Source organism: Cupriavidus sp. C2SS-8b (assembly GCF_057073745.1).
In genome coordinates, this window is record NZ_CP172716.1 from 1,707,285 (window position 1) to 1,733,052 (window position 25,768).

The window sequence follows — 25,768 nt, forward strand, 5'->3', positions numbered from 1 at the left end:
ACCATGCCAAAGAAACAGTTTCTTGATCAGCTCTGGGCCAGGATGGTCCAGAAGGGCGATTTCCCGACGCTGCAGTACTGCATCGACAATGTCTTCAAGACGCTGAACAGCGACATGAGCATTGGGGAAATGGCCAGCACGGTCCTGTCGGACTTCAGCCTTTCACAGAAGGTCATCCGACTGGCCAACTCGGCCATGTACCGTTCATTCGGCGGCGAGGTCACCACGGTATCGCGCGCCATCATGGTGCTGGGCGTGGACACCATTACGCATCTGACGCTGGGCGTCCAGGTGCTCGACTTTTTCCAGGGCGTGGCCCCCAACCGGCCGCAGGCGGGGAGGGCGCTCAAGCAGGCCATCATGGCCGGCGAGATCACGCGTGCGCTGAACGATGCGCGCGGCATCCTCGGTGGGGAAGAGGGCGTCGTCTGCACGTTGATGCACCACGTCAGCCGCTTGATGGTGATCTTCTATTTCCCGGACGAGTGGGACCGCATCGCGACGCTGAGCGCGGATGGCGCCATGAGCGAAAGCGATGCATGCCGCGAAGTCATCGGCATCACGTTCGACGAGATCGCCAAGGCGGCAGCCTTCCGGTGGCGCCTGCCGACGCTGATCGCGGACGGCATGCTGGGTCGCGAACTGCACGAAGAATCCGTCCTGGAAACCCATGCCGACTGGCTTGGCGCGGTCGCCAGCCTGTCGTCCGGCGCGGCGGCCTCCATGCTTGCCGAGCAGCCGGAGGAAATCGTCCTGGGACCGCTACTGGCCCACGCGCAAAGACTCGGGCTCGAGCCGTCCCACGTCAGTACGGCGATCCAGCAGGCCGGGAAGCTGAAGACAACGATGGCGCGCTCCGAGACCCCTGACTCGGGCGAAGGCAGCGTTGCGGAAGAGGGCGGCAAGCCCGCCGATACGCTGAAGCGCCTGCAGCACGCGCTCGACGAGGTTCGGCAGGAGGGTGCGGGCAGGACGGTATCCCAGCTTGCTCCGCTGGTGCTGGAGTCGGCCATGCGGGCGCTGAACTTCTCGCACTGTTTCCTGATGCTGCTGCATCCGACGAGCAAGCGCTTCGGCGCGCGCCTGGGTTTTGGCGACGGCATGCGGGACAAGCTCGAGCGCCTGTCGTTCGAAGAAGGCTTCGTGCCCGACATGTTCCATTTCGCGATGATCGCGCCGCAGCCTTTGCTGATCGAGGACCTGAGCGACAAAGCCGTATCGCATCGCGTCCCGCGCTGGTATCGCGACGCCATGCCCGACACGCGTTCCGTGCTGCTGATTCCCGTCAAGGTACGCAACCGCTGCGTCGCCATGATCTGCGGCGACTGGGGCACGACCCGCATTGCCGGCGGCCTGAGCAAGAATGAACTGGCAACCGCGGGCGAACTCGCCGGGGAAATCGCTGCAGCGGTCTTGCGTTCAGCGCCGCAGCGATAGCCGCAGCCAGGACAAAACCGCTTCTTGATGGCGACTTGCATCCATATGGATTCGATCGGCCCGGGTAAACATTCATTCATCCGCGAAACATACTTTTGCCCGATATTCCGAAAGCGCACTACGGGACTACGCTTCGGAGGAAATATCGCAAGAGGGGACTGCAATGGCGCTGGAATTTATGAATGGAGTTGTGGAAGCTCACAATCAATATCATGAGTGGGCGCAAGGCGGACGGGACGATGAGCAATTGGGAAGTGCATTGCTGGACCAGCTAAGGCGACTCCTGGCACCCGTCGCTCGTCTCGATGGAGAACTGGCCTCGCTGAAGATTGCCAAAGGCGGAACAGGCCTGGAATTGACCGTTCTGCGAGCAGGCCAGGATTAGAGGACCGCGTTCCATCAAGCGCGCGTAGTGACACCTGCAATCCAGTGTCGTGGCGGCCCAAGCATGACGGTGCGCACTTGCGTTCGTCGAGTCAGTCACCTCGGTAAACCCTGAGACGCCATGATGAGCTCTTCAGCTATGCTCGTCTGTATGCAGCGCCAGGTCGTACCGGCGTTGCACGTTCGGTCACACAAAAAGTTCAGAGGACGAGATGGCAACTGGCACCGTGAAATGGTTCAACAATGAGAAGGGCTATGGATTTATCACGCCGGACGACGGGGGCGCGGACTTGTTTGCCCACCAATCCGAAATTCAAGGAAGTGGATACCGGTCGCTGGATGAGGGTGCCAAGGTCGAGTTTGAAGTGAAGCAAGGCCCAAAGGGTCCACAAGCCTCACAGATTCGGAAACTTTAGTCGCCAAGTAAGAAGGTGCAGACCCCCGCGGGAGGGTCTCTGTTCCATTCGGTGGCGTTCGATTGTCCGTGTTTGTGATTCAAGGGTCGCAAACACGGCCTTCGTTCTGCGCCGGGATTGCGCGATGATGCTTTGAAGCGCTCAACGCCCGGACTCGCGTTCCTTCACCCACGCAAAATTTTCCGGCTGGTCCCCCATCGCGGGTCGGCCGGGATGCCGTCCTCCGCATTCCCTCAATCATCTAAGCGATACTGGCGGACCAGCGCGGCGAGCAGGAACCCTGCGCTTCAGCCGCTCTGGTTAAGACCATGATGAAGCCTCGCGGGCGGAGAGCCGCCGCGTGGACATCAACGACTGATCAGCTGACTGACTATCCATGAAAGTACGCGTTTCCACCCTGTTGTGGCTCGCCGCCATTGCTGGCGGCGGCATGCTGCCACCCACGCAGGCGCATGCCGGAGTGCTCGACGATGACCAGGCGCGCAAAACGATCATCAACCTGCGTGACCAGTTCAACAATTTCCAGGCGACTGCGACCCAACGCCTTGAGCAGAACAGCCGCACCACGCTCGACCTGCAGAACCAGCTCGAAGGGCTACGCCAGGAGGTGGCTCGGCTACGCGGCCAGAACGAAGTGTTGCAGAACACGGTGGCGACGCTGCAGAAGCAGCAGAAGGATTACTACGCCGACCTGGATGCGCGCCTGAAGAAGTTCGAGCCGCAGCATGCTTCGGTCGAGAACCGCCAAGGCACGTCGCAGCCGGGCGAGAAGCCCGAATACGACGCCGCGCTCAAGCATTTTCAGTCGGGCGATTTCAAGAGTGCCGGGAATTCGTTCTCGTCGTTTATCAAGCGGTATCCGCAGAGCCCGTACCTGCCGCTGGCGCAGTTCTGGCTCGGCAACTCGCTATACGCGCAGCGCGACTATAAGGCGTCCACCTGGGTGCTGCAGAAAATGATCCATGCCAATCCGACGCATCCCAAGGTGCCGGACGCAATGATCGCGGTTGCCAATAATCAGTTCGAGTCCGGCCAGCAGGCGGCCGCGCGCAAAACGCTGGAACAGGTGGTGGCGAAGTATCCCGGTACCGAAGGCGCGCATGCGGCTAGCAACCGGTTGAAGACGCTGAAGTAAGTGAGGGCCATCCGGCCCTCACTGCAGATTCTGACGATCCCCGCATTTTTCGAGAATGTGGGGTCTCGGAGATGATCCCTGAAAGTCTTGCGGACAGGCAGGCTATACGGGCACTGACACCGCTGCGGGGACAATGGCGGTCATCACGCGAGCGGACCTGTTCCACTTCTTGTCGAGCACAGCGACAACGATCACCCCAAGCGACGGACTCAGGATCAACGAAAAGATCGTCCATGTGGCGCCGGAGCGTCCCAAGGCGTTAGCAAAAAGGCCAACCGCGAAGGAGCAGGTGATCCAGGCAGCAATTGCAAGCATGGTGGCGAATTCCCTTAGTCGATGTGATCGCCGCGCGAAACAGCGAGCCACCAGTATGGCCACATCTGCAATCAGTAGCACTTGGGGAAAGGCAGTAAGGGAAATCATGGGGGCTTGCCTAGATGGTGTGAATCGCCGTTCACAGCCAGCGCAACGTAATTTAACATAACAACCATTATGCGCATCTAGTGTTGTTGGCCGTTTTTTGTAGTGTCGTACTTGGGATGAATTCAAATGTCGTACCCCGTCCCGGATCATGCCAAGCTGGCAGCCTTGTTGCCGAGCCAGGAGCGCGATCATGGGCCGACCCGACACGATCACCATGAGCATGCGGGAACTGGATCGCTGCAAGGTCATCGAAGCCGTCGTTCAGGACGGCCTGATGGTCTGGCGCGCCGCCGAGAAGCTTGGCATTTCCAGGCGCCAGGTCGAGCGATTGGTGCAGCGTTACCGGCAGGACGGTCCCAGAGGACTCGTCTCGCGCAAATGGGGCCAACCCGGCCACAACCAGTTGCCCCCCGGCCTGGAATCCCGTGTCCGTGGTCTGATCCGCGACAGCTATGCCGACTTTGGCCCGACCCTCGCCTGGGAGAAGCTGCGCGAGCGCCACGGCATCGAGATCTCGCCGGCCTGCGTGCGCCGGATCATGATCGACGCCGGTTTCTGGGTGCCGCGCAAGCTGCGCCCGCCCAAGGTCCACCAGCCGCGCAACCGCCGCGCCTGTTTGGGTGAGCTGGTCCAGATCGACGGCAGCGACCACGCCTGGTTCGAGGACCGCGCGCCGGCCTGCACGCTGCTGGTGTTTGTCGATGACGCGACCAGCCAGTTGATGCAACTGCTGTTCGTGCCGACCGAATCGACGACCGCGTATTTCGCCGCCACGCGGGCCTATGTCGAGCGCCACGGCAAGCCGCTCACGTTCTATTCCGACAAGGCCGGCATCTTCCGCGTCAACGCCCAGGACAACGCCGAAGGCCGCGGCTACACCCAGTTCGGGCGTGCGCTGTTCGAGCTGAACATCGATATCCTGTGCGCCAATTCGAGCCCGGCCAAGGGCCGCGTGGAGCGGATGAACGGCACGCTGCAGGACCGGCTGGTGAAGGAGCTGCGCCTGCGCGGGATCAGCACGATGGCCGCCGCCAATGCCTATGCACCGGCCTTCATGGCCGATTTCAATGCACGCTTTGCCAAGGTGCCGAAGAGCGACTTTGATGCCCACCGCGCCTTGCGCGGCGATGAGGATCTGGAGCGGATCTTCAGCTGGCGCGAATGGCGCAAGGTCTCGCAGAGCCTGACCCTGCAGTACAAGAAGGTGATGTACCTGCTCGAGGACCGCCCCGAGCACCGTCGCCTGGTCCACCGCTACCTCGAGGTGGCCGAATATCCGGACGGCAGGATCGCGCTGTGGGCCGATGGCACTGCTCTGCCCTACACCACCTATGACCGCCTGTCCGAGATTGACCAGGGCGCGGTCGTCGAGCACAAGCGGCTCGGCCACGCGCTGGCGGTGGCCGCCCAGGTGCAGGCGTTGCGCGACAGCCGCCAGACTATCGGGCCGTCACGCACGCTGGCGGGGGAACCGCCGCGCCCGCACCAGCCAGCGCCGAACACCAAGCGCCAGCGGCAGATCAACCGGCTGGATCTGGAGCGCGCGATGGGGACGGCCTCGCCGCTCACGCAGCAGGCGGACATTTTAATGTTGCCCACGGTGACGGAACCGCCCCACCCGGATCCCAACTCTGTCACGTCAGGCCAGCAACACCGCCCGACAGGCACACCCAAAAAGCATCAAAACCCGCACAAAAAGCACGCCCGTGCCGACATTTGAAATTAGCGGAACCGAGGACCTTTCAAAACCGGCTGGACACGGTCTGTTAGACCCAAATAGTAATGTCGCATTTGAGCCAAATTGGCTATACCGGAACCGTCTGACCAAGCTGTCGCGCCGGAAAGCAAAGGGTTCACCGAAGAGTTTACGGCTCCCAGCCATACTTCCGCATTGCAATCTCCCGCAGGCGTTGAAAGGGGTTGCAGTCGCACAACCGCCCGTTGACATTTGCAGCAGTGGCGCGGCGCAGCAAAAACTCGACACTGGCGTGGACGATTGGGGCGTGGGGATCGCCGACATATTCCTCCAGCATCTCCGTGAGGTAGAGCAACGCTAGCGCTTGCGGTACAAGTTTGCCCGCGCCGCCGACGCTGAGGCATATCAACCGATGGCGGATCTCATTTGTGATCCGAAGACCGTAGTATTTCCAGAGGAGATCAGCGGCCTGCGCGCTTCTGCGGGAAATGACATACGTGCGATAACGGTCACCGAGGCTGCCCATGACGCGACCGGCTCGTACTGTAAGCGACAGCCATAGCGTTTCCATGGTAGCTCTCCTGAATTCGTCGGTAGTTCATTGCAATCGCGTCCTTCATCACAGCGCCCTCTTACCCTCTAAATAAAGGTAAACCGAGGACGCGAGGATTGATTCACCACAAGAAACCGGGAGCACCGAATCTCGCTGCGGGACAACGTCGAACTGACTGATGAGGCAAGATGCGGCGCAGTCTGGGTTTTGATTCATGGAAGGTGCAGCCTACTGGGCAGGAATTGTGATCAGGGGTATCCCCTCCTTGCCGCCCGCTTTGTGCGCAGGTCGCCCTGGTCGATCCAGAATCAGTAATCGCGATAACAAACTGCCACGTAGGCACTATGACGTCGAGGAACGGACTGCTGTCATCCACGACATAGACCACCTCCACCTCGGCTCGCGTGGCCTGAGCAAGTGGAGTGGCCATCGTCCAGTGCGGCCTCGGAGGCTGTGTCGCCGTCAAGGGCTACCAGAATGCGCTGGTACATGTGTGATCCTTGCTGTAGCCGAGATCGATTAAAGCGACCGGAAGGAAAATGACTTGCCACGCCCTTGCCCGTTGATCGCCATATCACTTCGCAAGCCTCGCTATGGGAATTGCGGCGGTGAACTCGCAACCAGACTAGTTGCTACGCGGGAGGTTGCGATTTGGGTTGGATTAAAGAATCCAGACCAGGCTAGGCTAGCCGCATCGCAGCAACGCTGCCTGGCTCAGGTACTTCGACATCGCCGGGTAGTTTCCGCAAAAAACTCGCACGATATCCCGTCGATCGAATACATAAGCCATCAATACATGTCCCCGCGGACGAGCGTGCATTCGTCGAAGAACGCTGGCGCCGGTGCTGTTAGTCCGCAGCGAAGTCGAGGGCTGACCCTGGCGAAACGCTGAGAATACCACTCGGCAAACCATGGAAGACGTTCGCGGCCGCATTGATGAGAACCTCGTTACCGAACTTTAGGAGGACTTCAGTTTGTGGCCTTGTTCCTATGAACGCTTTGCTAGTGAGACATAAGCAATGGCACCGGCGTATTGCGTATCAACGTGCGGGTGGTACCACCCATGAACATCTCCCCGATGCGGGAACGGCCATAGCCTCCGGCGACAAGGAGGCTTGCCTTCTCCACAAGCAGCGCTTTAAGGAGGCATTCGGCAGTTGATGACGACTCGTCGAACTCGAGTGTGGCTTGCACGCCGTGACTGGCCAGCCATCGAATGAGCGCGCTGCCTCCATGGTCCGAGGCGCCACCCCGGGCGACGACGACTTTCACTACGACGCGGGCCGCACGTCTGAGCATCGGCATTGCGTCGGCTACAGCACGCGCTGCCTCACGCCTGCCATTCCAGGCAACCACGACCGTGCCCGCAAACGCGATAGTGGCAGACGGCGGCACCACGAGGACCGGCCTGCCGGAATTGACCATGGCGTACTCGGCCGCTGACGCCAGCAAGGGAGGCAAACCGGGCGAAGCGCCCGGCAGAGCAGGAAGGATGATGTCACTGGTCACGCCTTCTTGCGCCAGCGCCCATCCGGCTTCCTGCTCAATCACCAAGTGCGAGGTATCGATCTTCGATCCGAATCGGCGCACCGCATGGACTAGCGCCTCGGTCCCGGCGGCATCCAGCTGCCGGAGCAAATCGGCACGCATGGACAGATAGCGCAGCGTCTCTTTCCCGGCACTGCGATAGGGGTCCAGCAGCGGCCCCGCCGCTGTTACCGCTACCACGCGTCCCTCGAACCAGCTTGCCAGGGTAAGCGCTGCATCTAGCCGGGTCTCGCGCGCTTCATCTTCGGTCAGGTCCACCAAAACCGTCTTGAACTCCATTACAAATTTCTCCCATGCCAGCCGAAAATCACAGCCTTCAACGCGAATCTAGTTGAATGGCAGCGGCCGAGCTTGTGTCACGTCAAAAGGCAACGGCCAATGGGTGCGACCCTAGCCACCGATGAGTGTCGGAATGAGACGCTCTGGCGACTCTGGAGCCCGCCGTCGCCCGCATATGACGATTTCATGCCCCTGGGGTCCAACGCCCGCGTAGGCGCGAGAAGTTATCCATGCGCGACACACCGGGTCGAAATACTCTATTCACATACAATATATTTTTCAATATACTATCGATGTACGAAATGTAGACGACCATGGACCAGCCCCACCCGACCATCGACCTCACCACGATGCAAGCTGCTGCGACGAACGCCTGTGCGCTGCTCAAGGTGCTCGCCAATCCCGACCGCCTGCTGTTGATGTGCCAGCTTTCCCAAGGCGAGTTGTCTGTTGGCGAACTGGAGTCGCAACTCGGCATCCGGCAGCCGACGCTGTCCCAGCAGCTTGCCGTGCTGCGCGAAAACGACTTGGTGGCGACACGCCGTGACGGCAAGAACATCTTCTATTCGGTGGCGAGCGCACAGGCGCTCGCCATCATGACTGTGCTTTATCAACAGTTCTGTGCTGACACATCAGGGAAAGCAACATGCTGATTGACCTCGCTAACTTCACGCCCGGCCTTTCCTTGGCTGGCGGACTCGTCATCGGCGCGGCGGCAGCCGTTCTGCTGCTGTTCAACGGACGGATTGCCGGCATCAGCGGCATTCTTGGCGGCCTGCTCAGCCTGCCACGCGCCGATATGTCCTGGCGAGTGACCTTCCTGGTTGGTCTGGTCGGCGCCCCTGTCATTGCGAGCCTGCTCGGCCAGCCCGCCGTTGCCGATATCGAGGCGACCTGGGGCCAGGTTCTTGCCGCCGGTTTTCTGGTTGGGCTCGGCACGCGCTATGCCAGCGGCTGTACCAGCGGCCACGGTGTTTGCGGCATCTCGCGCGGCTCCATCCGCTCGTTGGTCGCTACCCTAACCTTCATGGCGGCGGGATTCCTGACCGTCTTCGTGCAACGACACGTGATCGGAGGCTGATATGACCGCCATTACTGCACTGCTTGCGGGCCTGCTCTTCGGCGTTGGTCTGATGGTCTCCGGCATGGCCAATCCGGCCAAGGTATTGGGCTTTCTCGACCTGGCTGGAACCTGGGACCCTTCACTGGCGTTTGTGATGGTCGGCGCCATCACTGTCGGCACCATTGCGTTCTATGTTGCGAAACGGCGCAACCGCTCATTTCTGGGACTGCCTGTTCAACTGCCGGCAAGCACGACAGTTACGTTTCGGCTGGTACTGGGTAGCGCCGCGTTCGGCATCGGCTGGGGTCTAGCCGGCTTCTGCCCGGGCCCCGCGCTGGTGGCCTTGGGTGCGGGATACCCGAAGGCCGTGGCCTTTGTCGCTGCCATGGTGGCAGGCATGCTGGCCTTCGAAGTCCTCGAGCGGGCGAAGTCGAGCCTCCAGCGCGCCTAAGCCGCAGCGACCGATTGCACCACCGCAGGACGACATTGAACCGATGGAAAACACCATTGCCACCAGCGCGCTGCGGCGCTGTAGTTGGCCTCATCCTGGCATTGACCGGCGCAGGCGGTTCCATTCTCGCAGTCCCTCTGCTGCTATTCGTTTCCCATCTGAACAAGTTGGGACCTGCAACGGGAGCCAGCCAATCAACGCACCGTTGCCTACTGGATAACCGCACTGGGCGCTTTGTCTCGCACCCTTGCGCTGTCGGGCGTAGGCGCCGGCTTTCTATCCGGGCTGCCTGGTGTTGGTGGCGGCTTCGTCATTGTTCCCGCGCTGAAGAAGGCGACCAATGCCCCCGTGCATGCCATCGTGGCGACATCCCTGGCAGTCATCACGTTGGTGTCCGCTTCCGGCGTGATTTCGACAGCGATTGCCGGGCGCATGAACTGGCAGATTGGTGTGCCGTTCGCTGCAGGTGCCATGGCTGCCATGTTAGGCGGCCGCCAAGTCGCCAGCCGGCTAAGTGGCCACAGGCTGCAACAAGGCTTTGCCGTGGTGGCCGGCCTGATTGCCATCGGCATGGTCGCGAAAATCGCCATGGCTGCCTAATGCCATACCAAAGCAAACACATTAGTCGATACAACCATGGAGACACCCGTGAACACATTTAAACAGCGCATTTTGACCCTGGCGATGCTGGCAGTTGCCAGTGCACCTGCGTTGTCTCTATCGCCGACGGTACCTATGCCCGTGCCCGACGAAGCGTCGATTCCCAAGGGACCGATGGGGGATGCCATTAAGCGCGGCAAGGCACTGCTGACTGATACGCACAAGCAACTACCCAAGAATGTCGGTAACGGCCTGAACTGCACGAGCTGCCACCTGAATGCCGGAACGACTGCCTATGCATCGCCGTGGGTGGGGCTGGCCGGCGCCTTTCCGGAATACCGATCGCGCAGTGGAAAAGTCATCTCGCTGCAGGAACGCATCAACGACTGCTTCCAGCGCTCGATGAACGGCAAACCGCTGGCATTCGACTCGACAGAAATGAATGCCATTATGGCCTATATGAAGTGGCTGTCCACGGGGATCCCGACTGGCACGAATGTGGCCGGCAGAGGCTTCGAGAAGATTGATACGTCACTGACGCCGGACCCGGTCCACGGCAAGACGATTTACGGCGCCCAATGCGCGTCCTGCCATGGTGCCGAAGGCCAGGGCACGAAGAACCCGCAAGGGGGTTATATCTTCCCGCCGGTCTGGGGCAAAGATTCCTTCAACGTAGGGGCGGGAATGGCGCGCATGTACACCGCTGCTGCGTTCGTGAAGCACAACATGCCACTGGGCCAGGGCGGAACGCTGTCAGCGCAGGACGCCGTCGACGTTGCGGCCTACTTTACGCAACAGCCGAGGCCTGATTATGCAGCCAGGGCCAAGGACTGGCCAAAGGGCGACAGGCCGAAGGACGCACGCTAGCCCGGCAAGCGCCCCGATCATTTCGCAGGGGGTTGCGCTGGATCATGACCGATCATCCAGATCGAAGCCAGAGTTAAAGAGTTCCCCCACAGGGTATTCTTGAATGGCCAACGCCATCCGCCCTCAGTTCGCACAATTTCATTATTGCCAAGGAGGCAGCCATGCAAGCAAATATTGGGACTGTTGACCGAGTCCTCCGGGTTGTAATTGGATTGATCTTGATTGGCCTGGCCGCGACCGGCCGCGTGGGTGCCTGGGGCTGGATCGGCATTCTCCCTCTGCTGACAGGTATCGTGCGCGTCTGTCCTGCCTACAGCATTTTCGGCGTGAAGACATGCGCGGCATCGAAGTCTGACGCGAAGTAACGTCAATTCAGCGGGCCTGATAGCCTCAGGGCTGCTCGGCCCCCTTACATTTGTCACGCGCCCTGCGCAATTCCCAGATGAAGGGGTTTTTATGAGTGGTATGCCCGAATTCAAGACTGTGGTCAAAGATGTGTCGGCTGAAATGCGAGGCCTGCGCGAGAGCCAGCCAGACTTGATGGCAGCATTCAGCCAACTGGCAGCGGCTGGCACCAAAGAGGGGGCCTTGAGCAAGACGACACGCGAGATGATTGCGCTAGGTATCGCGGTCGCAAGTCGCTGCGATGACTGCATCGGCTTTCATGTCCAGGCGCTTATCAAGCTGGGCATCACTCGGACCGAATTGGAGGAGGTGTTGGGAACCGCCGTGTATATGGGTGGCGGACCTTCGATGATGTATGCCACGCATGCGCTCGCGGCTTTTGACGAATTTTCGTCCTGATACGGTTGGAGCGCTGTCCGAGTTCCCGCTCAAGCGCGCAAGGTTGCTAGTGCGCATGTAGCGGCCCGCCAGCTGGCCGCCAGAGCCGCCCTTACTCATTCTTTCCGAGCGCGGTCTACGCATCTGTGTGCCGCGCGCGAGGAGTTTCCAGTGTTTTTTTGGACCCTCACGTCGGCCTGTTTTGCGGCGCCCACCAGCGCTCCAACTCGCGCAGAGCGCCCCTAGCGCTACACCGAGGACCTACCAGGTAATCCAGTTCGAGAGCGGGTGACCGGATTCAAGGAGAGGGCCAAGGTACTCGTTGCTTCGCGTGACGTCGGGCGTGAACTCCCCCCAGCCACGCGGCCAGACGGACCATGAACCCAGATGTACCGAGTCCGCGGCCAGTCAGCAGGACGGCTAAGAGCAACGCCATCCCTAGCGCAACACCAGCAAGAAGGGGCGGACAGAACGGATGTACCTGCCGGGACGGACGTGTCAGGAATTTCGTGTGCTGAGGTCGTTGTAAGAAATCTCAGCCGATGGCGTTGGTGAATCGCTCGCCAAACAGAATGGCGAACTGATTGACTGCCTGCCGCCAGGTGATAGGCGGCATCTTCCAATCCTTTTCGATGTTGCGCAAGGCCAGAAACAACAGCTTGCTGGCCGCTTCGTCGCTGGGGAAGTGGCCTCGATTCTTGACGATCTTGCGCAACTGCATGTGCATGCTTTCAATGGCGTTGGTCGTATATATGATTCTGCGTACTTCCGGTGGATAGGCAAAGAAGGGAATCACTTGCTCCCACTGGCGTTGCCACATGGCCGCGACGGTAGGGAATTTACGACCCCATTCGCCTTGGGAGAAAGCCTCCAGCGCCGCTGCTGCCGCATCGGCCGTGGCGGCCTGATAGATCGGCTTGAGCGCCGCAGCGAGCGGCTTGCGATCCTTCCAACTCGCCAGACTCAGCGAATTGCGGATGAGATGCACAATGCAGGTCTGGATCTGGGCATCCGGATAGACCGCTTCGATCGCCTCGGGAAAGCCGCGCAAGCCATCGACCACTGCGATTAGGATGTCGTTCAAACCGCGGTTCTTCAATTCGTTGAAGACCTTCAGCCAGAACTTGGCGCCCTCGGTTTGCTCGATCCACAGGCCCAGTACTTCCTTGCGGCCGTCGGCCCGAATGCCCAGCGCCAGATAGACCGCCTTGTTCTTGACCGTGCCTTCGTCGCGAATCTTCAGCCGGAGCGCGTCAAAGTACACGATCGGATACATGGCCTCGAGCGGCCGTTGCTGCCATTGCTCGACGTCGGCCAGCACCTCATCCGTGACCGTGGAAATCAGATCGGGCGACACCTGGAGCCCGTATAGCTCCAGCAGATGGCCCTGAATCTCGCGCACGCTCATGCCGCGCGCATACATGCTGATGACGTGGTCGTCGAAGCCTGGAAGCCGGCGTTGATACTTGCCAACCAACTGCGGCTCGAACGTTGCCTGCCGATCGCGCGGGATATCGAGCGTCAGCTCGCCGTTGGGCGTAATGACTGTCTTGGGGCTCTTGCCGTTGCGGTGGTTGCCGGCTTTGCCTTGCTCCGCCTCGCTCTCCAGGTGATGAGTCAGTTCGGCCGCCAACATTCGCTCGGCCAATTGCTTCTTCAACTGCCCAGCCAGGCCTGATTCGCCGAGGATCGACTCGGCATCTTTGTTCTGGACCTGCGCCAGCAGTTGATCGATCAGTTCATCAGGGAACAGCTTGGGTGCCTTCGGGCTCTTGCTCTTCTTGGTCACTGTTGTGTCGGTCATAGGACGTTTCCGTAATCGTCTCATGACCTCGTCACACTAAAAATCTGACAGGCTCGCCGGGACGCCGCCTTGTCCATCGTCGACACTCCTGAGCAGGCTACCGTGGCATCTGCCTCCACATTTGATGGTTCAGCATCATCTGCTCCATCATCATGTAGTGGAGATCCATATATTGGTCTGACATGTACTGCCGCTCTCTCAATTGCTCGGGCGTGAGCTTTGAGTAGTAGCCTCCCATGTTTTGCCACCCCATCATGCCCCTACCGTGCATTCCCGGGCCGCCGCCCATCATGCCGCCACCTCCCCCACCCTGCCCGCCCATCATTCCCGGCCCCCATAGCCCACGCATCATGCCCATAGTGCTTTGCATAGTCACCCCGTGGGCTTCGAGCAGTTTCTGCCGTTCCTTTAGGTCCTGAGTCTGCCGAATCTTGTCCATCTCTTCTTGCAGCTTCTTGATGTTTTCCTGTACCTGTGCCGCCTGCTTGTCGAACTCGGAAACGTTGACCCTCTCTTGTGTGGTTTGACTGCCCTTGCTCGCAGGCTTTGCTTGCTGCGCTAGCACTGGAACGGTAGAAAGTGCGAACGCGGACAGAACGGGAATGAGAATTTCCTTCTTCATCGTTACTTTCCTCATATGGATTGCTGAAAGGCGAGATGTACCGCGAGCCGCGGAGATCACCCCCGGGATTCTGGTTAACTCCCCTAATAGGGCGCCAACTTCCCCGATTGGGTTTGGGTGGAACATCGCACTTGAATGGAATCTAGGTGCGGAGCGGTAGGCCACGTTGACGCTAATCAAAGGATCGCTAAGGAAGATGCCGGTAGTGCCTTTGCCATCTTTGCCGCACATGCATGGGCAGTGTTTTGGGTGAGAACACCGCAGTTGCCGGAACCCTCGCGCTGCCGGCGTGTTCTTCCTACGGCTGTATAGCTGGCGAGCTTCTTGGCGCGCCCGCGAACGCGACATCGCGTGGGACGCCGCTCAGCCTATGGAATCCGTTCCAGCATGTGCCTGATGATACTCATGCGCCCTCCCCTGCGCTTGTCGAAGTAATTGGCCACATGCCAGGGGGCAACCTTCCTGTCAGTTGCGGCGGTCGTGGCGTCGCACACGAGAATAGTCGTAACATCGGCTGTATGAACGGGTCGCCGTGCTGTAACCGGGATGAACTGTTGTGATTCTATGATTTACGTAATGCTCAATAAAAGGGCGTATTCCTCGCCGTGCAAGTTTTTCTTATTTCGATGCCGGAAAGATTTCATGTCGGGATGAAGGCTAGTTACGGGTAGGGTTGCGCAGTGTGTCGGAGGCAAAACTTGCCGTTGCCGTGAGATGTTCCAAGGCGGGACAACTCGCCGGTGCCTCGCCGACAACTGGAAGTTGCGGTGTCGCCGCCCCCTCCCGACCTAACAACGCCCGTGCTAGACCTATTTCCAGGCGCTTGGCCGCCACGGCAAATGCTCACCAGCTTGAGCTGCCGCGAGCAGACAGCTAGAGGTGTGTGCGGAATCGCTCAACTTGAGGCCCTAGTACTGAAGGCCGGGTATTACTCTGCAGTATCACGCCAACTACCGACCCGGAACCATGAGCGCACGCGGCTACCGCGCGGTCCTCGTCGGCAAGCGCTGGTCCCTGCTCCAAAGGGGGCTAGCAACAGTCACTTATGGCATCAGTCGGCAGAAGTTTGCAAGTAGGAGCTGACAATGAATGCAGTCAGAATGTTGTTAGAAACCCAGCCGTTGTTCACGTTGTTCCTAACGATCGCGCTGGGTTACGTCGTCGGCGAATTCAATATAAAGGGGGTCTCTCTCGGCTCCGGGGCCGTACTTTTTGTTGGGTTGGCAATCGGAGGATTTGCGCCCAAGGCAGCTCCGCCAGCCCTAATCGGGACCCTCGGCCTGCTTCTGTTCCTATACGGAATCGGGATCCAGTACGGAGGTCAGTTCTTCCAGGGCCTGACGAGTGCCCGTGGACTGAAGGCCAACGCGGCTGCGACTCTGGGCGTGGTCGGAGCCGGATTCGTGTCGTTGGCCCTGGTGCCGATGTTCGGTATCAGACTCGATGAATCGCTAGGGATATTCGCCGGATCCGGCACCAGCACGGCGACCTTGCAGGCGATCATTGCGGGCATGACAGGTGACGGCGCCGCGGTTGGCTACAGCGTAGCCTATCCATTCGGAGTTGCCGGCCCGATTCTCTTTCTCTACTGCCTGGGCGCGGTACTGAAGGCAAAGATCGAGGCACCGCCGGCAAAGGTCATGGAACTGGCTGAAATCTCACTGCGGAATCGCGAGTTCGTTGGCCTCACTTTCGCCGAACTGAAAGCGCGCCTGCCGGCCGGCTTGGCTGTTGCCGCAGTGCGGCGGGAACACCATAACCAACTGCCCACTGAGAAACTTGTCCTGCGAGCAGACGATGTCCTGCTTGCGACTGCCACGGAGCCGGCATTACTTCAGGAAGCCGCTGCACTTCTGGGAGAGTTGCAGCCAGGCCGGATCAGCAGTCATCGCGAGGATCTGGACTATGCCCGCGTCTTTGCATCGAGCCGTGCCGTCGTGGGGCTGGCGCTGCGTGACCTCCGCTTTCCGGAGGGCATTGCTTGTTCGATTGTCCAGGTACGAAGGGGTGATGCCGACATGCTGCCCAGCCCCGATCTTATCCTTGAGGTCGGGGACCGTGTCGGCCTGCTCGTCAATCGTGCCCACGCAAAGTCGATGCGCAGATTCTTTGGTGACTCCATCAAGGGCACCGCCGAATTGAGCTTCATCTCGATTGGCATCGGCGCAGCCGCGGGACTGTTGGCAGGTATGATACCGCTACCGATTCCGGGCGTGGGCAAGTTGACCCTCGGGCTGGCAGCGCTGCTGCTGGTCACGCTCTGTCTTGGCAAGATGCGTCGCACCGGGCCCTTCGTCTGGACCATGCCCCTCTCCGCCAACCTGGTGCTGCGCAACTTCGGGCTGACCATCTTTCTGGCACAAGTCGGAATTTCCTCGGGGCCGAAATTCTTCGCCACCATCAGCATGACTGGGGCTACGTTCTTGCTCTATAGCTTGCTCATTGTCCTCGCACTCGTGATGATCACGGCGTTGTCTTGTCTCTTGATCTTCAGGCTCCCCTTCGACGTTACCGCGGGTGTGATTTGCGGGGCGACAGGGAATCCAGCGATTCTGGCATTTGCCAATCGCGTGGCTCCCACGGATCAGCCGGATCTTGGCTATGCCATGTAAAGTGGACCCCTCGGTCAAGACAGATTTCAACCGAGTTTAAGCTGCATCCATTTCTTCACATGCAGCGGAACAGCGCTGCCCTGATTTTGCGCGGGGAGAATCCCCTGCGCAGCGTAGCGGAGCAGGGGATTCTCCCCGCGCACCGCCGAATTTATCGACAATCATTGCCCCGCCGCCCTCGCCGCTGGCATAGACGGCCTTCGGCGTTTTGTAGCCCAGCGACTGGTGCGGCCGTTCCTCGTTGTAATACGAGAAGTACTGCGCCAGCCCGATCATCAGCTCCGCCATGTTGGCGTACCCCTTCAGGTACACATCCTCGTGCTTCACGTTGCGCCACAGCCGTTCGACGAAGATGTTGTCCAGCGCCCGGCCGCGACCATCCATGCTGATGGCGATGCCTTCGCGCTTGAGCACGCCCGTGAAGACGTGGCTCGTGAACTGGGAGCCCTGGTCACTGTTGAACACCTCCGGCCTTCCGTGCTCCCGCAGCGCATCCTCCAGGCAGTCCACGCAGAACGACGCGTCCATGCTGTTGCTCAGGCGCCAGGACAGCACCCTCCGGCTGTACCAGTCGATGATCGCCACCAGGTAGGCAAAACCGCGCGCCAGGCGAATATAGGTCACGTCGGTCGACCACACCTGGTTCGGTCGCGTCACCTCGACCCCGCGCAGCAGGTACGGATAGACCTTGTGCTTCGGATGCTTGGCGCTCGTCGCCGGCCCCGGCGCCATGCCCGCCAACCCCATCTCGCGCATCAGGCGCTGCACCCGCTTGCGGCTCACCACGCAGCCCTGGCCGCGCAGGAATACCGCCATGCGCCGGCTGCCGTAGAACGGCCGGTTCGTATATTCCTCGTCGATCAACCGGCACAGCCGCAGATCCTCGTCGCGCTTTTCCCGCGTCGTCTTGCCCTGCCTCCGATACACCGTTGCGCGCGACACTTCCGCCAGGTCGCACTGCCGGCTCAAAGGCAGTTCCTCCGCACCATCGATCCACCCCATTCGCGCTTCCCGGCTCACTCCCCCAACTTTTTTTTAAGCCAGTCCACTTCCATTTTCAGCCGCCCGATCTCGCCGTACAGGCGATCCTCGTCGCTTTTTTCCTCGGCCGGCTTGGGGCCACGCTTGGTTTCGAACAGGGCGCCGGCCCGCTCAAGAATTTCCTTCTTCCATTGCCCAACCAACACCGGATGCACGCCGTATGTCTGCGCAATCTCGCTGATCGTCTTCACCCCGCGCACGGCTTCCAGACCAACCTTGGCCTTGAATTCTGCCGTGTGTACCTTGCGCTTCTTGCCTTCACTCATTTGCCATCATCCCGTCAAGGACAACAGCTTAAACCACCGCCTGATCACTGTCTCAAATCGTGGGTCCACTTTAATGATTTTTCCTTCGATGACGATTGCAAAGATCCTGTTTGTACAAATCGCCGTGGCTTTGGCTGCTGGATAGCCGGAGGCCAAGGCACCGCTATCATGTCGGGAGACAAGCAATGAGATTAGCCGTATTCAGCGCCAAGCCATACGACCGTGAATATCTTGACGCCGCCAATCTTGCCGAAGGGCATCAGCTCAGTTACTTCGATAACCCACTGGATATGGGAACCGTTGGCCTTGCCGCCGGACACGAGGCCGTCTGTATCTTCGTGAACGACACTGCGGATGCTTCAGTGCTCGAGGCACTCAAGCGCGGGGGATCGAACGTAGTTGCCCTGCGCTGCACCGGATTCAACAACGTCGATCTGAAGGCCGCTGCTAGCCTTGACATGAGGGTGGTTCGCGTTGTCAGCTACTCACCGAACTCGGTTGCCGAGCATGCCGTTGCATTGTTGCTGGCGGTCAATCGCAAGATTCACCGGGCCTACAATCGTACCCGGGACTTCAATTTTTCCCTCGACGGGTTGATGGGATTCGATTTCTACGGCAAAACCGTCGCCGTGGTCGGCACCGGCAAGATTGGCCGCGTGTTCGCCCGGATCATGCTTGGCTTCGGGTGCGACGTCATTGGCTACGACGTAGTTCGATCGCCTCAGTTCGAAGCCCTAGGCGCCCGCTACGCCCGAGAAGGCGAAATTGGTGTCAGCGCGGATATCATTTCACTTCACTGTCCTCTGACCCCGCAGACACACCACATCATCAATGCCGACACGCTGGCACGCGCAAAGCCGGGGGCATTGCTGGTGAACACCAGCCGCGGCGGGCTGATTGATACCGAGGCCGCGATCGATGCGCTGAAGAGCCGGCAATTGGGCGGGCTCGCCCTCGACGTGTACGAACAGGAGGCGGATCTATTCTTCCGTGATCTCTCCAGCACCATCAGTACCGACGATGTACTTCAGCGCCTTGTGTCCTTCCCGAACGTCATCGTGACCGGACACCAAGCCTTTTTCACGCGTGAAGCCATAACTACGATTTGCCAGACGACCCTGCGCAGCATTACTGAATTCGCGACAGGGCAGGCTTTGACAAATGAGATAAAGGTGTGAGATGGCGTGAGGAGGCTCCTTCCATCGCCTCTTGCGAATCGACATGCGCGCCTTCGGCGGCGAACCGCTTGGCGGTGGCGAGTCCGATGCCGCTCGTGCCACCGGTTACGAGTGCGATCTTGTTAAATTTCCGTAACCGGGATGCCGTCACGGTAGACAGCACCGCGTTGGGCGTATGGTTACATCTCATGCCGGCAGCAAAACCTGGCTAAGGTGCCGAATGCACATTGGCAAAGCAGCCAGTCCCAATCGTACGCAGGGCATCACCGTCGCGCATGACGAAGAGCGCGTCGACGCAAAGGCACTTGGCAAAATCTCGCCCCGCCTGCGGACCAAGCACCAACAAGGCTGTTGCGTAGGCATCCGCGTCCACGCATGTCGGGGCAATGACCGTTACCGAAGCAACCGAACTGCACAGTGGCGCACCGGTTCGGGGATCCATTGTGTGTGAGATACGCGCACCATCGATGTCAGCCCAGTGGCGGTAGTTGCCGGACGTTGCGATAGCGGCGTTGCTCAGTTCGATCACGCCCATTGCAGTGTGCCGCTCGTAGTCCGGGGCCTCAAGCGCAATCGCCCACGGCGACCCATCCGGCTTGCTTCCGCACGCGCGCATTTCGCCGTCGATGCCGACAAGCCATGAGTCGATCCCCTGCTCGCTCAACACGCGTGCAAGTTCGTCGACGCCGAATCCCTTTGCAATGCCGCAAAGATCCAGCGCAACGGGTTCCAGCTTGCGCACCCTGCACTGTTGCACGTCCACGTCGATCAGATCGCTCACAGACGGGCATGGGCTTGCCCTCGTGCCCACTCCGCCCAAACGACGTGCACGCTGCTCCCCCGATGGCCCAAAGCCCCACATGCCGACCAGATCACCGACGCCGATGTTGAAGGCATTGTGAGTGTCACGGCCGATCTCCAGCGCACGCACGAGTAGAGCCGCGAGATTGCCGGAGACCGGCACCCAGCAATCCAGCTCGGCACGATTCAGCCGAGAGAGGTCGGAACTGTCCTTCCAGTTCGACATCTGCTCGTCAACCGCGCCCACTGCCGCAGCAAGCCGCGCAGACAGTTCCCTTTCATCCGTCTTCGGCGGCGCATGGAAGGCTGCCGTGTAGCGGGTTCCCATCGTCGCGCCGCTCACACGCCAAAGTTTGAGTTGCGTGTCTGGCAAAGCCTCAATAGATGTCTTCGACATAGCTTCCCTGCGCTCTCAATTTTGCGACGGACAAGCCTGTATCCGTCAGAATACGTTCCCACGCCTGCGCGACACCCTCCGCCATCCTGCGGCCGCCGCACACCATGATTCGCGCGCCGTGCGTAACCAGAATGCGCAAGCTCTGTGCATCGGCGAGAAGGCGCTCCTGCACATAGCTCCGGCTTCCGGAACGTGAGAAGGCAGTCGTGAGTGCCTGCAGCCGCCGGTCTGCTACCAGGTGCCTAAGTTCGTCGCGATACAGGAAGCCGTCGTCAGCACTGCGCGCACCGAAATACAGGTGCATCGGACGGCGGGCCGCGTTATGCCGGATGAAACCGATCAGTGGACCGATCCCGGTACCAGCCCCGATCAGGATCACGGGCGCACTCCCGGCGCCCGGCCGAAAGCGCGCGTGCGGCCGAATGAATGCCTCGATCGTGTCGTCGGGCTGCAGGCCTGTGAGATACCGGGAGCAAACGCCGTTCGGATGACGCCGCACGCAGATCTCGACCCGGCCGTCCGTCGTCGCGCTCGCGAGCGAGTAGTACCGGGGCGAACTGGCGCCCGGCGGCACGACGCCGAGCAGATCCCCGGTCTCGAAGCGAGGCAGCCGCGGCCGCAGCAGGGTAGCCCAGGATCTTCCCCCCTTTGCCGGCATGAAGCGCAGCACCGAAGTCATATCCTCCGGATTCGCACCATAGTCGTCACGTGAGACGAGCTTGAGTGGTATCGTGGGCGGCAGCAATGGCGTGTAGCGGATATCCAGCGACACGCCGAGCCTTTCGGCGAGGCCCGAGCACCACTGCCGGAATTCGGGCTCAGACTGCCGGTCAACCGTGCCCGGATCGGCCAGTGCTTCCAGCCCCCTGGCGGCCAGCGCGTCATGAACCGTTCGCGCATAGCCGCAAAAATGGGGAAACTGGCGGTCGCCGAAGCCCAAGGCCCCGAACACTACCCCGCCAGGGATCGTCAGGCGCTCGAGCTTCGACAGGAATCGTACGGCGCTCTCCGGTGCATCGCCGTCGCCGTAGGTCGCGGTCAGGACCAGCAGATACCGCAGGCTGCGGTAGCCGGCTGCAACATCGTTCATTGGTGCGACATGCACGCGAAGGCCAGCCCGGGTCAGCGCTGCATGCAGCGCCGAAGCAAAGCCCCACGTGCTATTGCCCTCGGTGCCCACCAGCAACACAGTGTCCGCGTCGCGTGCAGGCACGTTGCCGGCCAGCTTCGGCATCGCCCGTCGACGACGCAGCCACAGTAGCAAGCCAGTTGCGGCCAGCAACGGCACCGACACCGACGACGCTCCAAGGATCAGCCCGAGCCCCCATAGCCCTTCTCCGGTGTGCAGCATGCGGACAACGCTATGCACATGTTGCCAGGCATCGGCCGGCTGAAAGGCAAGCCATCTGCCTGACGATGGATCGACATAACCGACGCCATCCATCGTGTTCACTTCGATGATGCTGCTCGGATCGGCCGGGTTGGCAAACGTCAACTGACGCAGTCTGGAGACATCCATTGCCAGTGCGGGCATCTGCCACAGTGGCATCCGGGGCGTGGTGATTGCGGAAGTGCTGAGGACGGGCACCTGCGCGCCGCCTTCCGGGATCACGTCGAACATTGTCAACGACATGAAGACCCCGGTCATCGCCGACAGCGTGAGGCCGGCGAGCGCGGCTCGCGCAGTTTCGTTATGCAACCGCTGCAGCCCGTCACCCCGGATCGGGGCCAAAATATGCGACCACCCGCCCATTCGGCGTGCGAGCAATACAAGCCCGGACAACGCGGCGAACAGCATGAGGGCAGCCGTCGCACCGGTGGCGATCCGGCCAGCGTCGCCGAGAAAGAGCTTGCGGTGCAGGTTCTTCAGCCAACGCTCGACAGGCGACGCGCGATAGTCGCCGACAGCCTTGCCAGTAGCGGGATCGATGATCGATGTACGCGGTTCGCCGTCGGCCTGGTAGTGCGCGATGATCGCGCCTGACGGCTGGCGTACGAGCGTTTCGACGTCGGGCACCGAGGTGCTCACGCGACTGGCGAGCGTTGCGACGCTCAGCGGAGCCTGGCCCGGACGGACGGCATTTGCGTGCTCAAGTGCCGGATTCACTGACAGCGCCGCGCCTGTCAAGGCGACGATCGTCATCAGCAATCCGGCGACGAGACCGGGGATTGAATGGAGCTTGCGTAACATCGGGCATCTCCTCGCCTGCTCCTGGTTACAGTGAATAGCGGAACGACTTCACATAGCCGCTTCCCTTGACTGTCTTGTTCGCGCCTGAGGTGGTGAGCGGCACGACGACCTCGGACGGGTATTCCTTCATGTCCTCGACCGCCGTGTCGATGTGAACCTCATATCCGGCGTCGAGCAGCGTGTCGGACAGATCCAGCGTCGCACGCAGCGTCTTGCCGGCGCCGACGCTGGCGCCCGTAATGCCGTCTACCTTTGCGGTGCCGCCCGTGGCGCGATACCAGTCGCGCAGATGCCGGTAGTACTTGGCTTTGCGCCCTGCCACCCACAGCGTGCCCTGGTACCGCCCGGCGCGATCGGTGACATACATGGCAACGTAAGCGCCATCTCCCCCATAGCTCGATAATTGCGTTTCGAACGAAACCTGACGCGCGGATGCCAGTGAAGGCGCGGCAAGCGCGCCGACAAGCACGGCGAGCGGAAATGCGTTTTTCATGTGGATTCTCCTGAATTGGGCAAAAGGGGGCATCACCCAGCGCTTCGGCCTGTCGCTGCTTCAGCAGGGCCGCCGCCGATGAGGTACGCGGTGTGTCGGCAATAAGCGGTCAGTGGACCTGGACCTGGGGCTTTGTGCCTGGCTTCAGCACGCCTTCAGGGGGTGCTGAAGCCGGTGGCTTGTATGTATTCGGGTTCGGCACGCGGCCGCTTGCTCCGCCGTGGTCGTCGTCTTCACGCTTCATGCGCACGACATCAAGGGTGACGGGGTCAAGCTTTGCCTTGAAACGCCGGCCATCGGCATCACGACCCTTGACCTCGTAGCAACCGTCGTCGATCCTGAGCTTGTCGACCTGCCAGCCCTTTTGCTGCGCCATCGTCCGGACAGCGTCGCGCGGCTTCCAAGCGTTGACCGGCGCCTCGCAGTCGTCGCTGTCGTGCGCCTGTGCGGAATGGAAGCCGGCAGCGCCGACAATCGCAACCATCGCGAGGGCCAGAGTCCTGGCAATTCGGCGGTGTTTCATTTCTAACATCTCCTGTTCGCACCCTTGGACTCCACAATGCACGGGAAACCTGAAGCCAAGCTTGCGGAGACGAAAGATTTTCTTCATGTTCGCGACAGGTTCGCGTGGCAAAGTCATGCGAGACACCCATCAGGAAGATTTTAATGAGAGTCCTTCTCATCGAGGATGAACCTTGGCTCGGGGAGGCCGTCCGCGACCAGATCGAGAAAGACGGGCATCCGACCGACTTCGTGGCCAGCCTCGCCGAGGCACGCCGGTACCTTGCGGCCGCAACCTATGACTTGATCCTGCTCGACCTGCTGCTTCCCGACGGTCGGGGCCTCGACTTCCTGCGAGAGCTCCGCGCGGGTGGTTCGACCGTGCCCGTCATCATCCTGACTGCACTCGACCAGGTATCGCACCGCATCGCCGGCCTGAACGCCGGCGCGGATGACTATCTCGTCAAGCCGTTCGACCTGTCGGAGCTCTCCGCACGGGTAAGCGCAGTGTCACGCCGGTATTCGGGCAATCCCAATCCCCTGGTCACTTTCGGCGAACTGCGTATCGATACGGCTGGGCGCAGCGTGATGCGTGGCGACGCGCACATCGACCTGACGGCCAGTGAATGGGCACTTCTCGAAGCCCTGATTCAGCGTCCGGGGCTGATCGTGTCAAGGAGCCGGCTGGAGGATCGCCTTTATTCCTTCAACGAGGAGATTGGCAGCAACACCATCGAGGTACACATTAGCCGGCTTCGCAAGAAGCTGGGTGCCGATGTCATCGAGACCCTGCGTGGGCTCGGCTATCGGTTCAAGCGGGACTGACCATGCTACGCAGCCTGCAAGGTCGACTCGCGGCAGCGCTTGCGGCAGGGCTCGCTGTGCTGTCGCTCGCCGCCGCAGCAGCTTCATTTTACGCGCTGCGCCACGAAGTCGACCGGATGTCGGACAGTGCGCTGCAGGAGACCGCGCAGCGCCTGTTGCCGCTCGCCATCATGGACATCGTCGGGCGCGACGCGGATGATGATGAGGATAGCAGCCGCCGTATCGCAGCCGTCCGCCCGCACGATGAATTGCTGACCTACGCGGTCCGCGACGACAAGGGCACACTGCTGCTGCGATCGCACGACGCCGCTATGGCCATCTTCCCGCCTGGCCTGAAAGCCGGCTTCACTTCTACGCCGTCTCACCGGATCTACGCCGAGCCGGGCTTGCAGGGCACGATATCCCTGATGATCGCCGAGCCGCTTGCCACGCGGCGGCATGCCGTGATGGAAGCCGCGCTCGCGGTCGCCAAGGTCCTCATTCTCTTTTTACCGGTGGGCCTGTGTGGCATCTGGCTGATTGTCCGGACCGGGCTGCGGCCGATAAGACGCTTCTGCAGCAGCATTGCCGCGCGCGGTCAGAACGATCTGACGCCGCTCGCAAAGGAGGAGTTACCGACGGAAATTGCGCCGATTGCCGACGCAGTCAATGACCTCATGGCCCGGCTGGATCGCGCGCTGGCCGCCGAGCGCAGCTTCACCGCCAATAGCGCACATGAGCTGCGCACGCCGATTGCCGCGGCCCTTGCACAGACGCAACGTCTCATGGACGAAATGCCTTCCGCCGCCATGCGTGAGCGCGTGCAGAACGTCGAACGGTCCTTGCATACTCTGTCGCGAGTCAGTGAAAGGCTGATGCAACTCGCGAAGGCTGAAAATGGACGCGTGCTCGGCGATGCGCCGCAGGATCTTCGACCGGTACTGGAACTTGTCATCGAGGATTTCCGGCGCGTGGCCTCTGCGAACCCGATCCTGCTTGACCTGCCCGAGCAGCCTGTTCCGTCGTGGATCGATCAGGACGCATTTGCCATTGTCGTGCGCAATCTGGTCGAAAATGCACAGAAGCACGGCTCACATGGGCAACCTGTGGGGATTTCGCTGCTTGCCACCGGTTCGCTCATTGTGAGGAATCACGGACCGGTGCTGCCGGACGATGAACTTAAACGTCTGACAAAGCCGTTCGAGCGTGGCGCGACAGAAGCCAAGGGCAGCGGACTTGGCCTTGCTATCGTCGAAGCGATTGTACGCGGCGCAGGTTCGTCCCTTGAGCTACGCTCCCCGGTTCCGGGGTGGCAAGACGGCCTGCAAGTATGCATCGATCATTTGCTTGTTGCGCCAGCGATGCAGAAGCGCGCGTGAGTCGGCCTGGCCACATCGATTGCAAGGCGTTGCACCGCCCTCAT

General features: G+C 60.7%; 25 protein-coding genes and 2 pseudogenes. 16 read left to right on the top strand and 11 right to left on the bottom strand.

Annotation, left to right across the window (positions count from 1 at the left end):
* The first annotated feature begins 3 nt into the window (after positions 1-3).
* From ACIGJB_RS07815 to ybgF, 4 genes are all read left to right on the top strand, one after another.
* Entirely contained in the window at positions 4-1,437 is a 1,434-nt protein-coding gene (locus ACIGJB_RS07815; RefSeq protein ID WP_483732122.1) for an HDOD domain-containing protein, read from the top strand.
* Between the two features lie 163 nt (positions 1,438-1,600).
* The gene (locus ACIGJB_RS07820; protein ID WP_483732123.1) at positions 1,601-1,822 is read left to right on the top strand and encodes a hypothetical protein; all 222 of its coding nucleotides are present in this window, start codon (positions 1,601-1,603) and stop codon (positions 1,820-1,822) included.
* A 211-nt stretch (positions 1,823-2,033) separates the two neighbouring features.
* Positions 2,034-2,237 (top strand): cold-shock protein, encoded by a 204-nt coding sequence (locus ACIGJB_RS07825; RefSeq protein ID WP_483711344.1) that lies wholly within the window; start codon positions 2,034-2,036, stop codon positions 2,235-2,237.
* A gap of 376 nt (positions 2,238-2,613) precedes the next feature.
* Positions 2,614-3,372 (top strand): tol-pal system protein YbgF, encoded by a 759-nt coding sequence (gene ybgF / locus ACIGJB_RS07830; RefSeq protein ID WP_483732124.1) that lies wholly within the window; start codon positions 2,614-2,616, stop codon positions 3,370-3,372.
* A gap of 102 nt (positions 3,373-3,474) precedes the next feature.
* Here the strand turns inward: ybgF and ACIGJB_RS07835 are convergent, their stop codons facing one another.
* On the bottom strand, positions 3,475-3,795 hold the full coding sequence (locus tag ACIGJB_RS07835) for a hypothetical protein (protein ID WP_483732125.1): 321 nt from the start codon (positions 3,793-3,795) through the stop codon (positions 3,475-3,477).
* Between the two features lie 190 nt (positions 3,796-3,985).
* Here ACIGJB_RS07835 and ACIGJB_RS07840 point away from each other — a divergent pair, with 190 nt between their 5' ends.
* Positions 3,986-5,515, top strand: a complete 1,530-nt coding sequence (locus tag ACIGJB_RS07840) for an ISNCY family transposase (RefSeq protein WP_483732126.1) — start codon at positions 3,986-3,988, stop codon at positions 5,513-5,515.
* A 145-nt stretch (positions 5,516-5,660) separates the two neighbouring features.
* Here the strand turns inward: ACIGJB_RS07840 and ACIGJB_RS07845 are convergent, their stop codons facing one another.
* Both ACIGJB_RS07845 and ACIGJB_RS07850 read right to left on the bottom strand, forming a co-directional pair.
* The gene (locus tag ACIGJB_RS07845; protein ID WP_483732127.1) at positions 5,661-6,062 is read right to left on the bottom strand and encodes a hypothetical protein; all 402 of its coding nucleotides are present in this window, start codon (positions 6,060-6,062) and stop codon (positions 5,661-5,663) included.
* A 984-nt stretch (positions 6,063-7,046) separates the two neighbouring features.
* Positions 7,047-7,871 (bottom strand): universal stress protein, encoded by an 825-nt coding sequence (locus ACIGJB_RS07850; RefSeq protein WP_483732128.1) that lies wholly within the window; start codon positions 7,869-7,871, stop codon positions 7,047-7,049.
* Positions 7,872-8,185: 314 nt separating this feature from the next.
* On the opposite strand from ACIGJB_RS07850, the gene ACIGJB_RS07855 reads away from it, so the two are divergent.
* The 7 genes from ACIGJB_RS07855 (at position 8,186) to ACIGJB_RS07885 (ending at position 11,656) form a co-directional block, all read left to right on the top strand.
* Complete coding sequence (locus ACIGJB_RS07855) at positions 8,186-8,524, top strand: metalloregulator ArsR/SmtB family transcription factor (RefSeq protein WP_483732129.1); 339 nt, start codon at positions 8,186-8,188, stop codon at positions 8,522-8,524.
* Positions 8,518-8,952 (top strand): YeeE/YedE family protein, encoded by a 435-nt coding sequence (locus ACIGJB_RS07860; protein WP_483732130.1) that lies wholly within the window; start codon positions 8,518-8,520, stop codon positions 8,950-8,952. Before ACIGJB_RS07855 ends, ACIGJB_RS07860 begins: the two co-directional genes overlap by 7 nt.
* Position 8,953: 1 nt before the next feature.
* Positions 8,954-9,385 carry a DUF6691 family protein gene (locus ACIGJB_RS07865; protein WP_483732131.1) on the top strand — a complete coding sequence of 144 codons (432 nt, stop codon included), beginning with the start codon at positions 8,954-8,956 and terminating at the stop codon, positions 9,383-9,385.
* Positions 9,386-9,619: 234 nt separating this feature from the next.
* The gene (locus ACIGJB_RS07870) at positions 9,620-9,985 is read left to right on the top strand and encodes a TSUP family transporter (protein WP_483732132.1); all 366 of its coding nucleotides are present in this window, start codon (positions 9,620-9,622) and stop codon (positions 9,983-9,985) included.
* 48 nt (positions 9,986-10,033) lie between these two features.
* Positions 10,034-10,852, top strand: a complete 819-nt coding sequence (locus ACIGJB_RS07875; RefSeq protein ID WP_483732133.1) for a c-type cytochrome — start codon at positions 10,034-10,036, stop codon at positions 10,850-10,852.
* Between the two features lie 161 nt (positions 10,853-11,013).
* On the top strand, positions 11,014-11,217 hold the full coding sequence (locus ACIGJB_RS07880) for a YgaP family membrane protein (RefSeq protein ID WP_483732134.1): 204 nt from the start codon (positions 11,014-11,016) through the stop codon (positions 11,215-11,217).
* Between the two features lie 91 nt (positions 11,218-11,308).
* On the top strand, positions 11,309-11,656 hold the full coding sequence (locus ACIGJB_RS07885; protein ID WP_483732135.1) for a carboxymuconolactone decarboxylase family protein: 348 nt from the start codon (positions 11,309-11,311) through the stop codon (positions 11,654-11,656).
* Between the two features lie 514 nt (positions 11,657-12,170).
* On the opposite strand, the gene ACIGJB_RS07890 is transcribed toward ACIGJB_RS07885, so the two are convergent.
* Positions 12,171-13,439: an IS256 family transposase gene (locus ACIGJB_RS07890; protein ID WP_483729500.1), complete on the bottom strand. Its 1,269-nt coding sequence runs from the start codon at positions 13,437-13,439 to the stop codon at positions 12,171-12,173.
* A 97-nt stretch (positions 13,440-13,536) separates the two neighbouring features.
* Entirely contained in the window at positions 13,537-14,061 is a 525-nt protein-coding gene (locus tag ACIGJB_RS07895) for a hypothetical protein (RefSeq protein ID WP_483732136.1), read from the bottom strand.
* Positions 14,062-15,146: 1,085 nt separating this feature from the next.
* Here ACIGJB_RS07895 and ACIGJB_RS07900 point away from each other — a divergent pair.
* On the top strand, positions 15,147-16,673 hold the full coding sequence (locus ACIGJB_RS07900; RefSeq protein WP_483732137.1) for an aspartate:alanine exchanger family transporter: 1,527 nt from the start codon (positions 15,147-15,149) through the stop codon (positions 16,671-16,673).
* A gap of 120 nt (positions 16,674-16,793) precedes the next feature.
* On the opposite strand, the pseudogene ACIGJB_RS07905 reads toward ACIGJB_RS07900, so the two are convergent.
* Positions 16,794-17,980: pseudogene (locus ACIGJB_RS07905) on the bottom strand (IS3 family transposase); the annotation flags it as partial.
* A 185-nt stretch (positions 17,981-18,165) separates the two neighbouring features.
* Here ACIGJB_RS07905 and ACIGJB_RS07910 point away from each other — a divergent pair.
* Positions 18,166-19,158 carry a 2-hydroxyacid dehydrogenase gene (locus ACIGJB_RS07910; protein WP_483732138.1) on the top strand — a complete coding sequence of 331 codons (993 nt, stop codon included), beginning with the start codon at positions 18,166-18,168 and terminating at the stop codon, positions 19,156-19,158.
* Positions 19,159-19,198: 40 nt separating this feature from the next.
* Here the strand turns inward: ACIGJB_RS07910 and ACIGJB_RS07915 are convergent.
* The 5 genes and pseudogenes from ACIGJB_RS07915 to ACIGJB_RS07935 all read right to left on the bottom strand — a co-directional run.
* Positions 19,199-19,309, bottom strand: a pseudogene (locus ACIGJB_RS07915) (SDR family NAD(P)-dependent oxidoreductase); the annotation flags it as partial.
* Positions 19,310-19,366: 57 nt separating this feature from the next.
* Complete coding sequence (locus ACIGJB_RS07920; protein ID WP_483732139.1) at positions 19,367-20,356, bottom strand: FAD:protein FMN transferase; 990 nt, start codon at positions 20,354-20,356, stop codon at positions 19,367-19,369.
* On the bottom strand, positions 20,337-22,547 hold the full coding sequence (locus ACIGJB_RS07925; protein WP_483732140.1) for a PepSY domain-containing protein: 2,211 nt from the start codon (positions 22,545-22,547) through the stop codon (positions 20,337-20,339). The genes ACIGJB_RS07920 and ACIGJB_RS07925 overlap by 20 nt, the downstream gene beginning before the upstream one ends.
* Positions 22,548-22,572: 25 nt before the next feature.
* Complete coding sequence (locus ACIGJB_RS07930) at positions 22,573-23,040, bottom strand: DUF2271 domain-containing protein (protein WP_483732141.1); 468 nt, start codon at positions 23,038-23,040, stop codon at positions 22,573-22,575.
* Positions 23,041-23,149: 109 nt separating this feature from the next.
* A complete protein-coding gene (locus tag ACIGJB_RS07935) occupies positions 23,150-23,563 on the bottom strand; it encodes a PepSY domain-containing protein (RefSeq protein WP_483732278.1) in 414 nt (137 codons plus the stop codon).
* A 143-nt stretch (positions 23,564-23,706) separates the two neighbouring features.
* On the opposite strand from ACIGJB_RS07935, the gene ACIGJB_RS07940 reads away from it, so the two are divergent.
* Both ACIGJB_RS07940 and ACIGJB_RS07945 read left to right on the top strand, forming a co-directional pair.
* Positions 23,707-24,366: a response regulator gene (locus tag ACIGJB_RS07940; protein WP_483732142.1), complete on the top strand. Its 660-nt coding sequence runs from the start codon at positions 23,707-23,709 to the stop codon at positions 24,364-24,366.
* 2 nt (positions 24,367-24,368) lie between these two features.
* The gene (locus ACIGJB_RS07945) at positions 24,369-25,724 is read left to right on the top strand and encodes a sensor histidine kinase (RefSeq protein ID WP_483732143.1); all 1,356 of its coding nucleotides are present in this window, start codon (positions 24,369-24,371) and stop codon (positions 25,722-25,724) included.
* The last annotated feature ends 44 nt before the right edge of the window (positions 25,725-25,768 follow it).

What these genes read in the sequence shown, in the direction of transcription:
- ACIGJB_RS07815 (WP_483732122.1), top strand. Translation starts at nt 4, where the DNA reads ATGCCAAAGAAACAGTTTCTTGATCAGCTCTGGGCCAGGATGGTCCAG.
- ACIGJB_RS07820 (WP_483732123.1), top strand. Translation starts at nt 1,601, where the DNA reads ATGGCGCTGGAATTTATGAATGGAGTTGTGGAAGCTCACAATCAATAT.
- ACIGJB_RS07825 (WP_483711344.1), top strand. Translation starts at nt 2,034, where the DNA reads ATGGCAACTGGCACCGTGAAATGGTTCAACAATGAGAAGGGCTATGGA.
- ybgF (WP_483732124.1), top strand. Translation starts at nt 2,614, where the DNA reads ATGAAAGTACGCGTTTCCACCCTGTTGTGGCTCGCCGCCATTGCTGGC.
- ACIGJB_RS07835 (WP_483732125.1), bottom strand. Translation starts at nt 3,795, where the DNA reads ATGATTTCCCTTACTGCCTTTCCCCAAGTGCTACTGATTGCAGATGTG.
- ACIGJB_RS07840 (WP_483732126.1), top strand. Translation starts at nt 3,986, where the DNA reads ATGGGCCGACCCGACACGATCACCATGAGCATGCGGGAACTGGATCGC.
- ACIGJB_RS07845 (WP_483732127.1), bottom strand. Translation starts at nt 6,062, where the DNA reads ATGGAAACGCTATGGCTGTCGCTTACAGTACGAGCCGGTCGCGTCATG.
- ACIGJB_RS07850 (WP_483732128.1), bottom strand. Translation starts at nt 7,871, where the DNA reads ATGGAGTTCAAGACGGTTTTGGTGGACCTGACCGAAGATGAAGCGCGC.
- ACIGJB_RS07855 (WP_483732129.1), top strand. Translation starts at nt 8,186, where the DNA reads ATGGACCAGCCCCACCCGACCATCGACCTCACCACGATGCAAGCTGCT.
- ACIGJB_RS07860 (WP_483732130.1), top strand. Translation starts at nt 8,518, where the DNA reads ATGCTGATTGACCTCGCTAACTTCACGCCCGGCCTTTCCTTGGCTGGC.
- ACIGJB_RS07865 (WP_483732131.1), top strand. Translation starts at nt 8,954, where the DNA reads ATGACCGCCATTACTGCACTGCTTGCGGGCCTGCTCTTCGGCGTTGGT.
- ACIGJB_RS07880 (WP_483732134.1), top strand. Translation starts at nt 11,014, where the DNA reads ATGCAAGCAAATATTGGGACTGTTGACCGAGTCCTCCGGGTTGTAATT.
- ACIGJB_RS07885 (WP_483732135.1), top strand. Translation starts at nt 11,309, where the DNA reads ATGAGTGGTATGCCCGAATTCAAGACTGTGGTCAAAGATGTGTCGGCT.
- ACIGJB_RS07890 (WP_483729500.1), bottom strand. Translation starts at nt 13,439, where the DNA reads ATGACCGACACAACAGTGACCAAGAAGAGCAAGAGCCCGAAGGCACCC.
- ACIGJB_RS07895 (WP_483732136.1), bottom strand. Translation starts at nt 14,061, where the DNA reads ATGAAGAAGGAAATTCTCATTCCCGTTCTGTCCGCGTTCGCACTTTCT.
- ACIGJB_RS07900 (WP_483732137.1), top strand. Translation starts at nt 15,147, where the DNA reads ATGAATGCAGTCAGAATGTTGTTAGAAACCCAGCCGTTGTTCACGTTG.
- ACIGJB_RS07910 (WP_483732138.1), top strand. Translation starts at nt 18,166, where the DNA reads ATGAGATTAGCCGTATTCAGCGCCAAGCCATACGACCGTGAATATCTT.
- ACIGJB_RS07920 (WP_483732139.1), bottom strand. Translation starts at nt 20,356, where the DNA reads ATGTCGAAGACATCTATTGAGGCTTTGCCAGACACGCAACTCAAACTT.
- ACIGJB_RS07925 (WP_483732140.1), bottom strand. Translation starts at nt 22,547, where the DNA reads ATGTTACGCAAGCTCCATTCAATCCCCGGTCTCGTCGCCGGATTGCTG.
- ACIGJB_RS07930 (WP_483732141.1), bottom strand. Translation starts at nt 23,040, where the DNA reads ATGAAAAACGCATTTCCGCTCGCCGTGCTTGTCGGCGCGCTTGCCGCG.
- ACIGJB_RS07935 (WP_483732278.1), bottom strand. Translation starts at nt 23,563, where the DNA reads ATGAAACACCGCCGAATTGCCAGGACTCTGGCCCTCGCGATGGTTGCG.
- ACIGJB_RS07940 (WP_483732142.1), top strand. Translation starts at nt 23,707, where the DNA reads ATGAGAGTCCTTCTCATCGAGGATGAACCTTGGCTCGGGGAGGCCGTC.
- ACIGJB_RS07945 (WP_483732143.1), top strand. Translation starts at nt 24,369, where the DNA reads ATGCTACGCAGCCTGCAAGGTCGACTCGCGGCAGCGCTTGCGGCAGGG.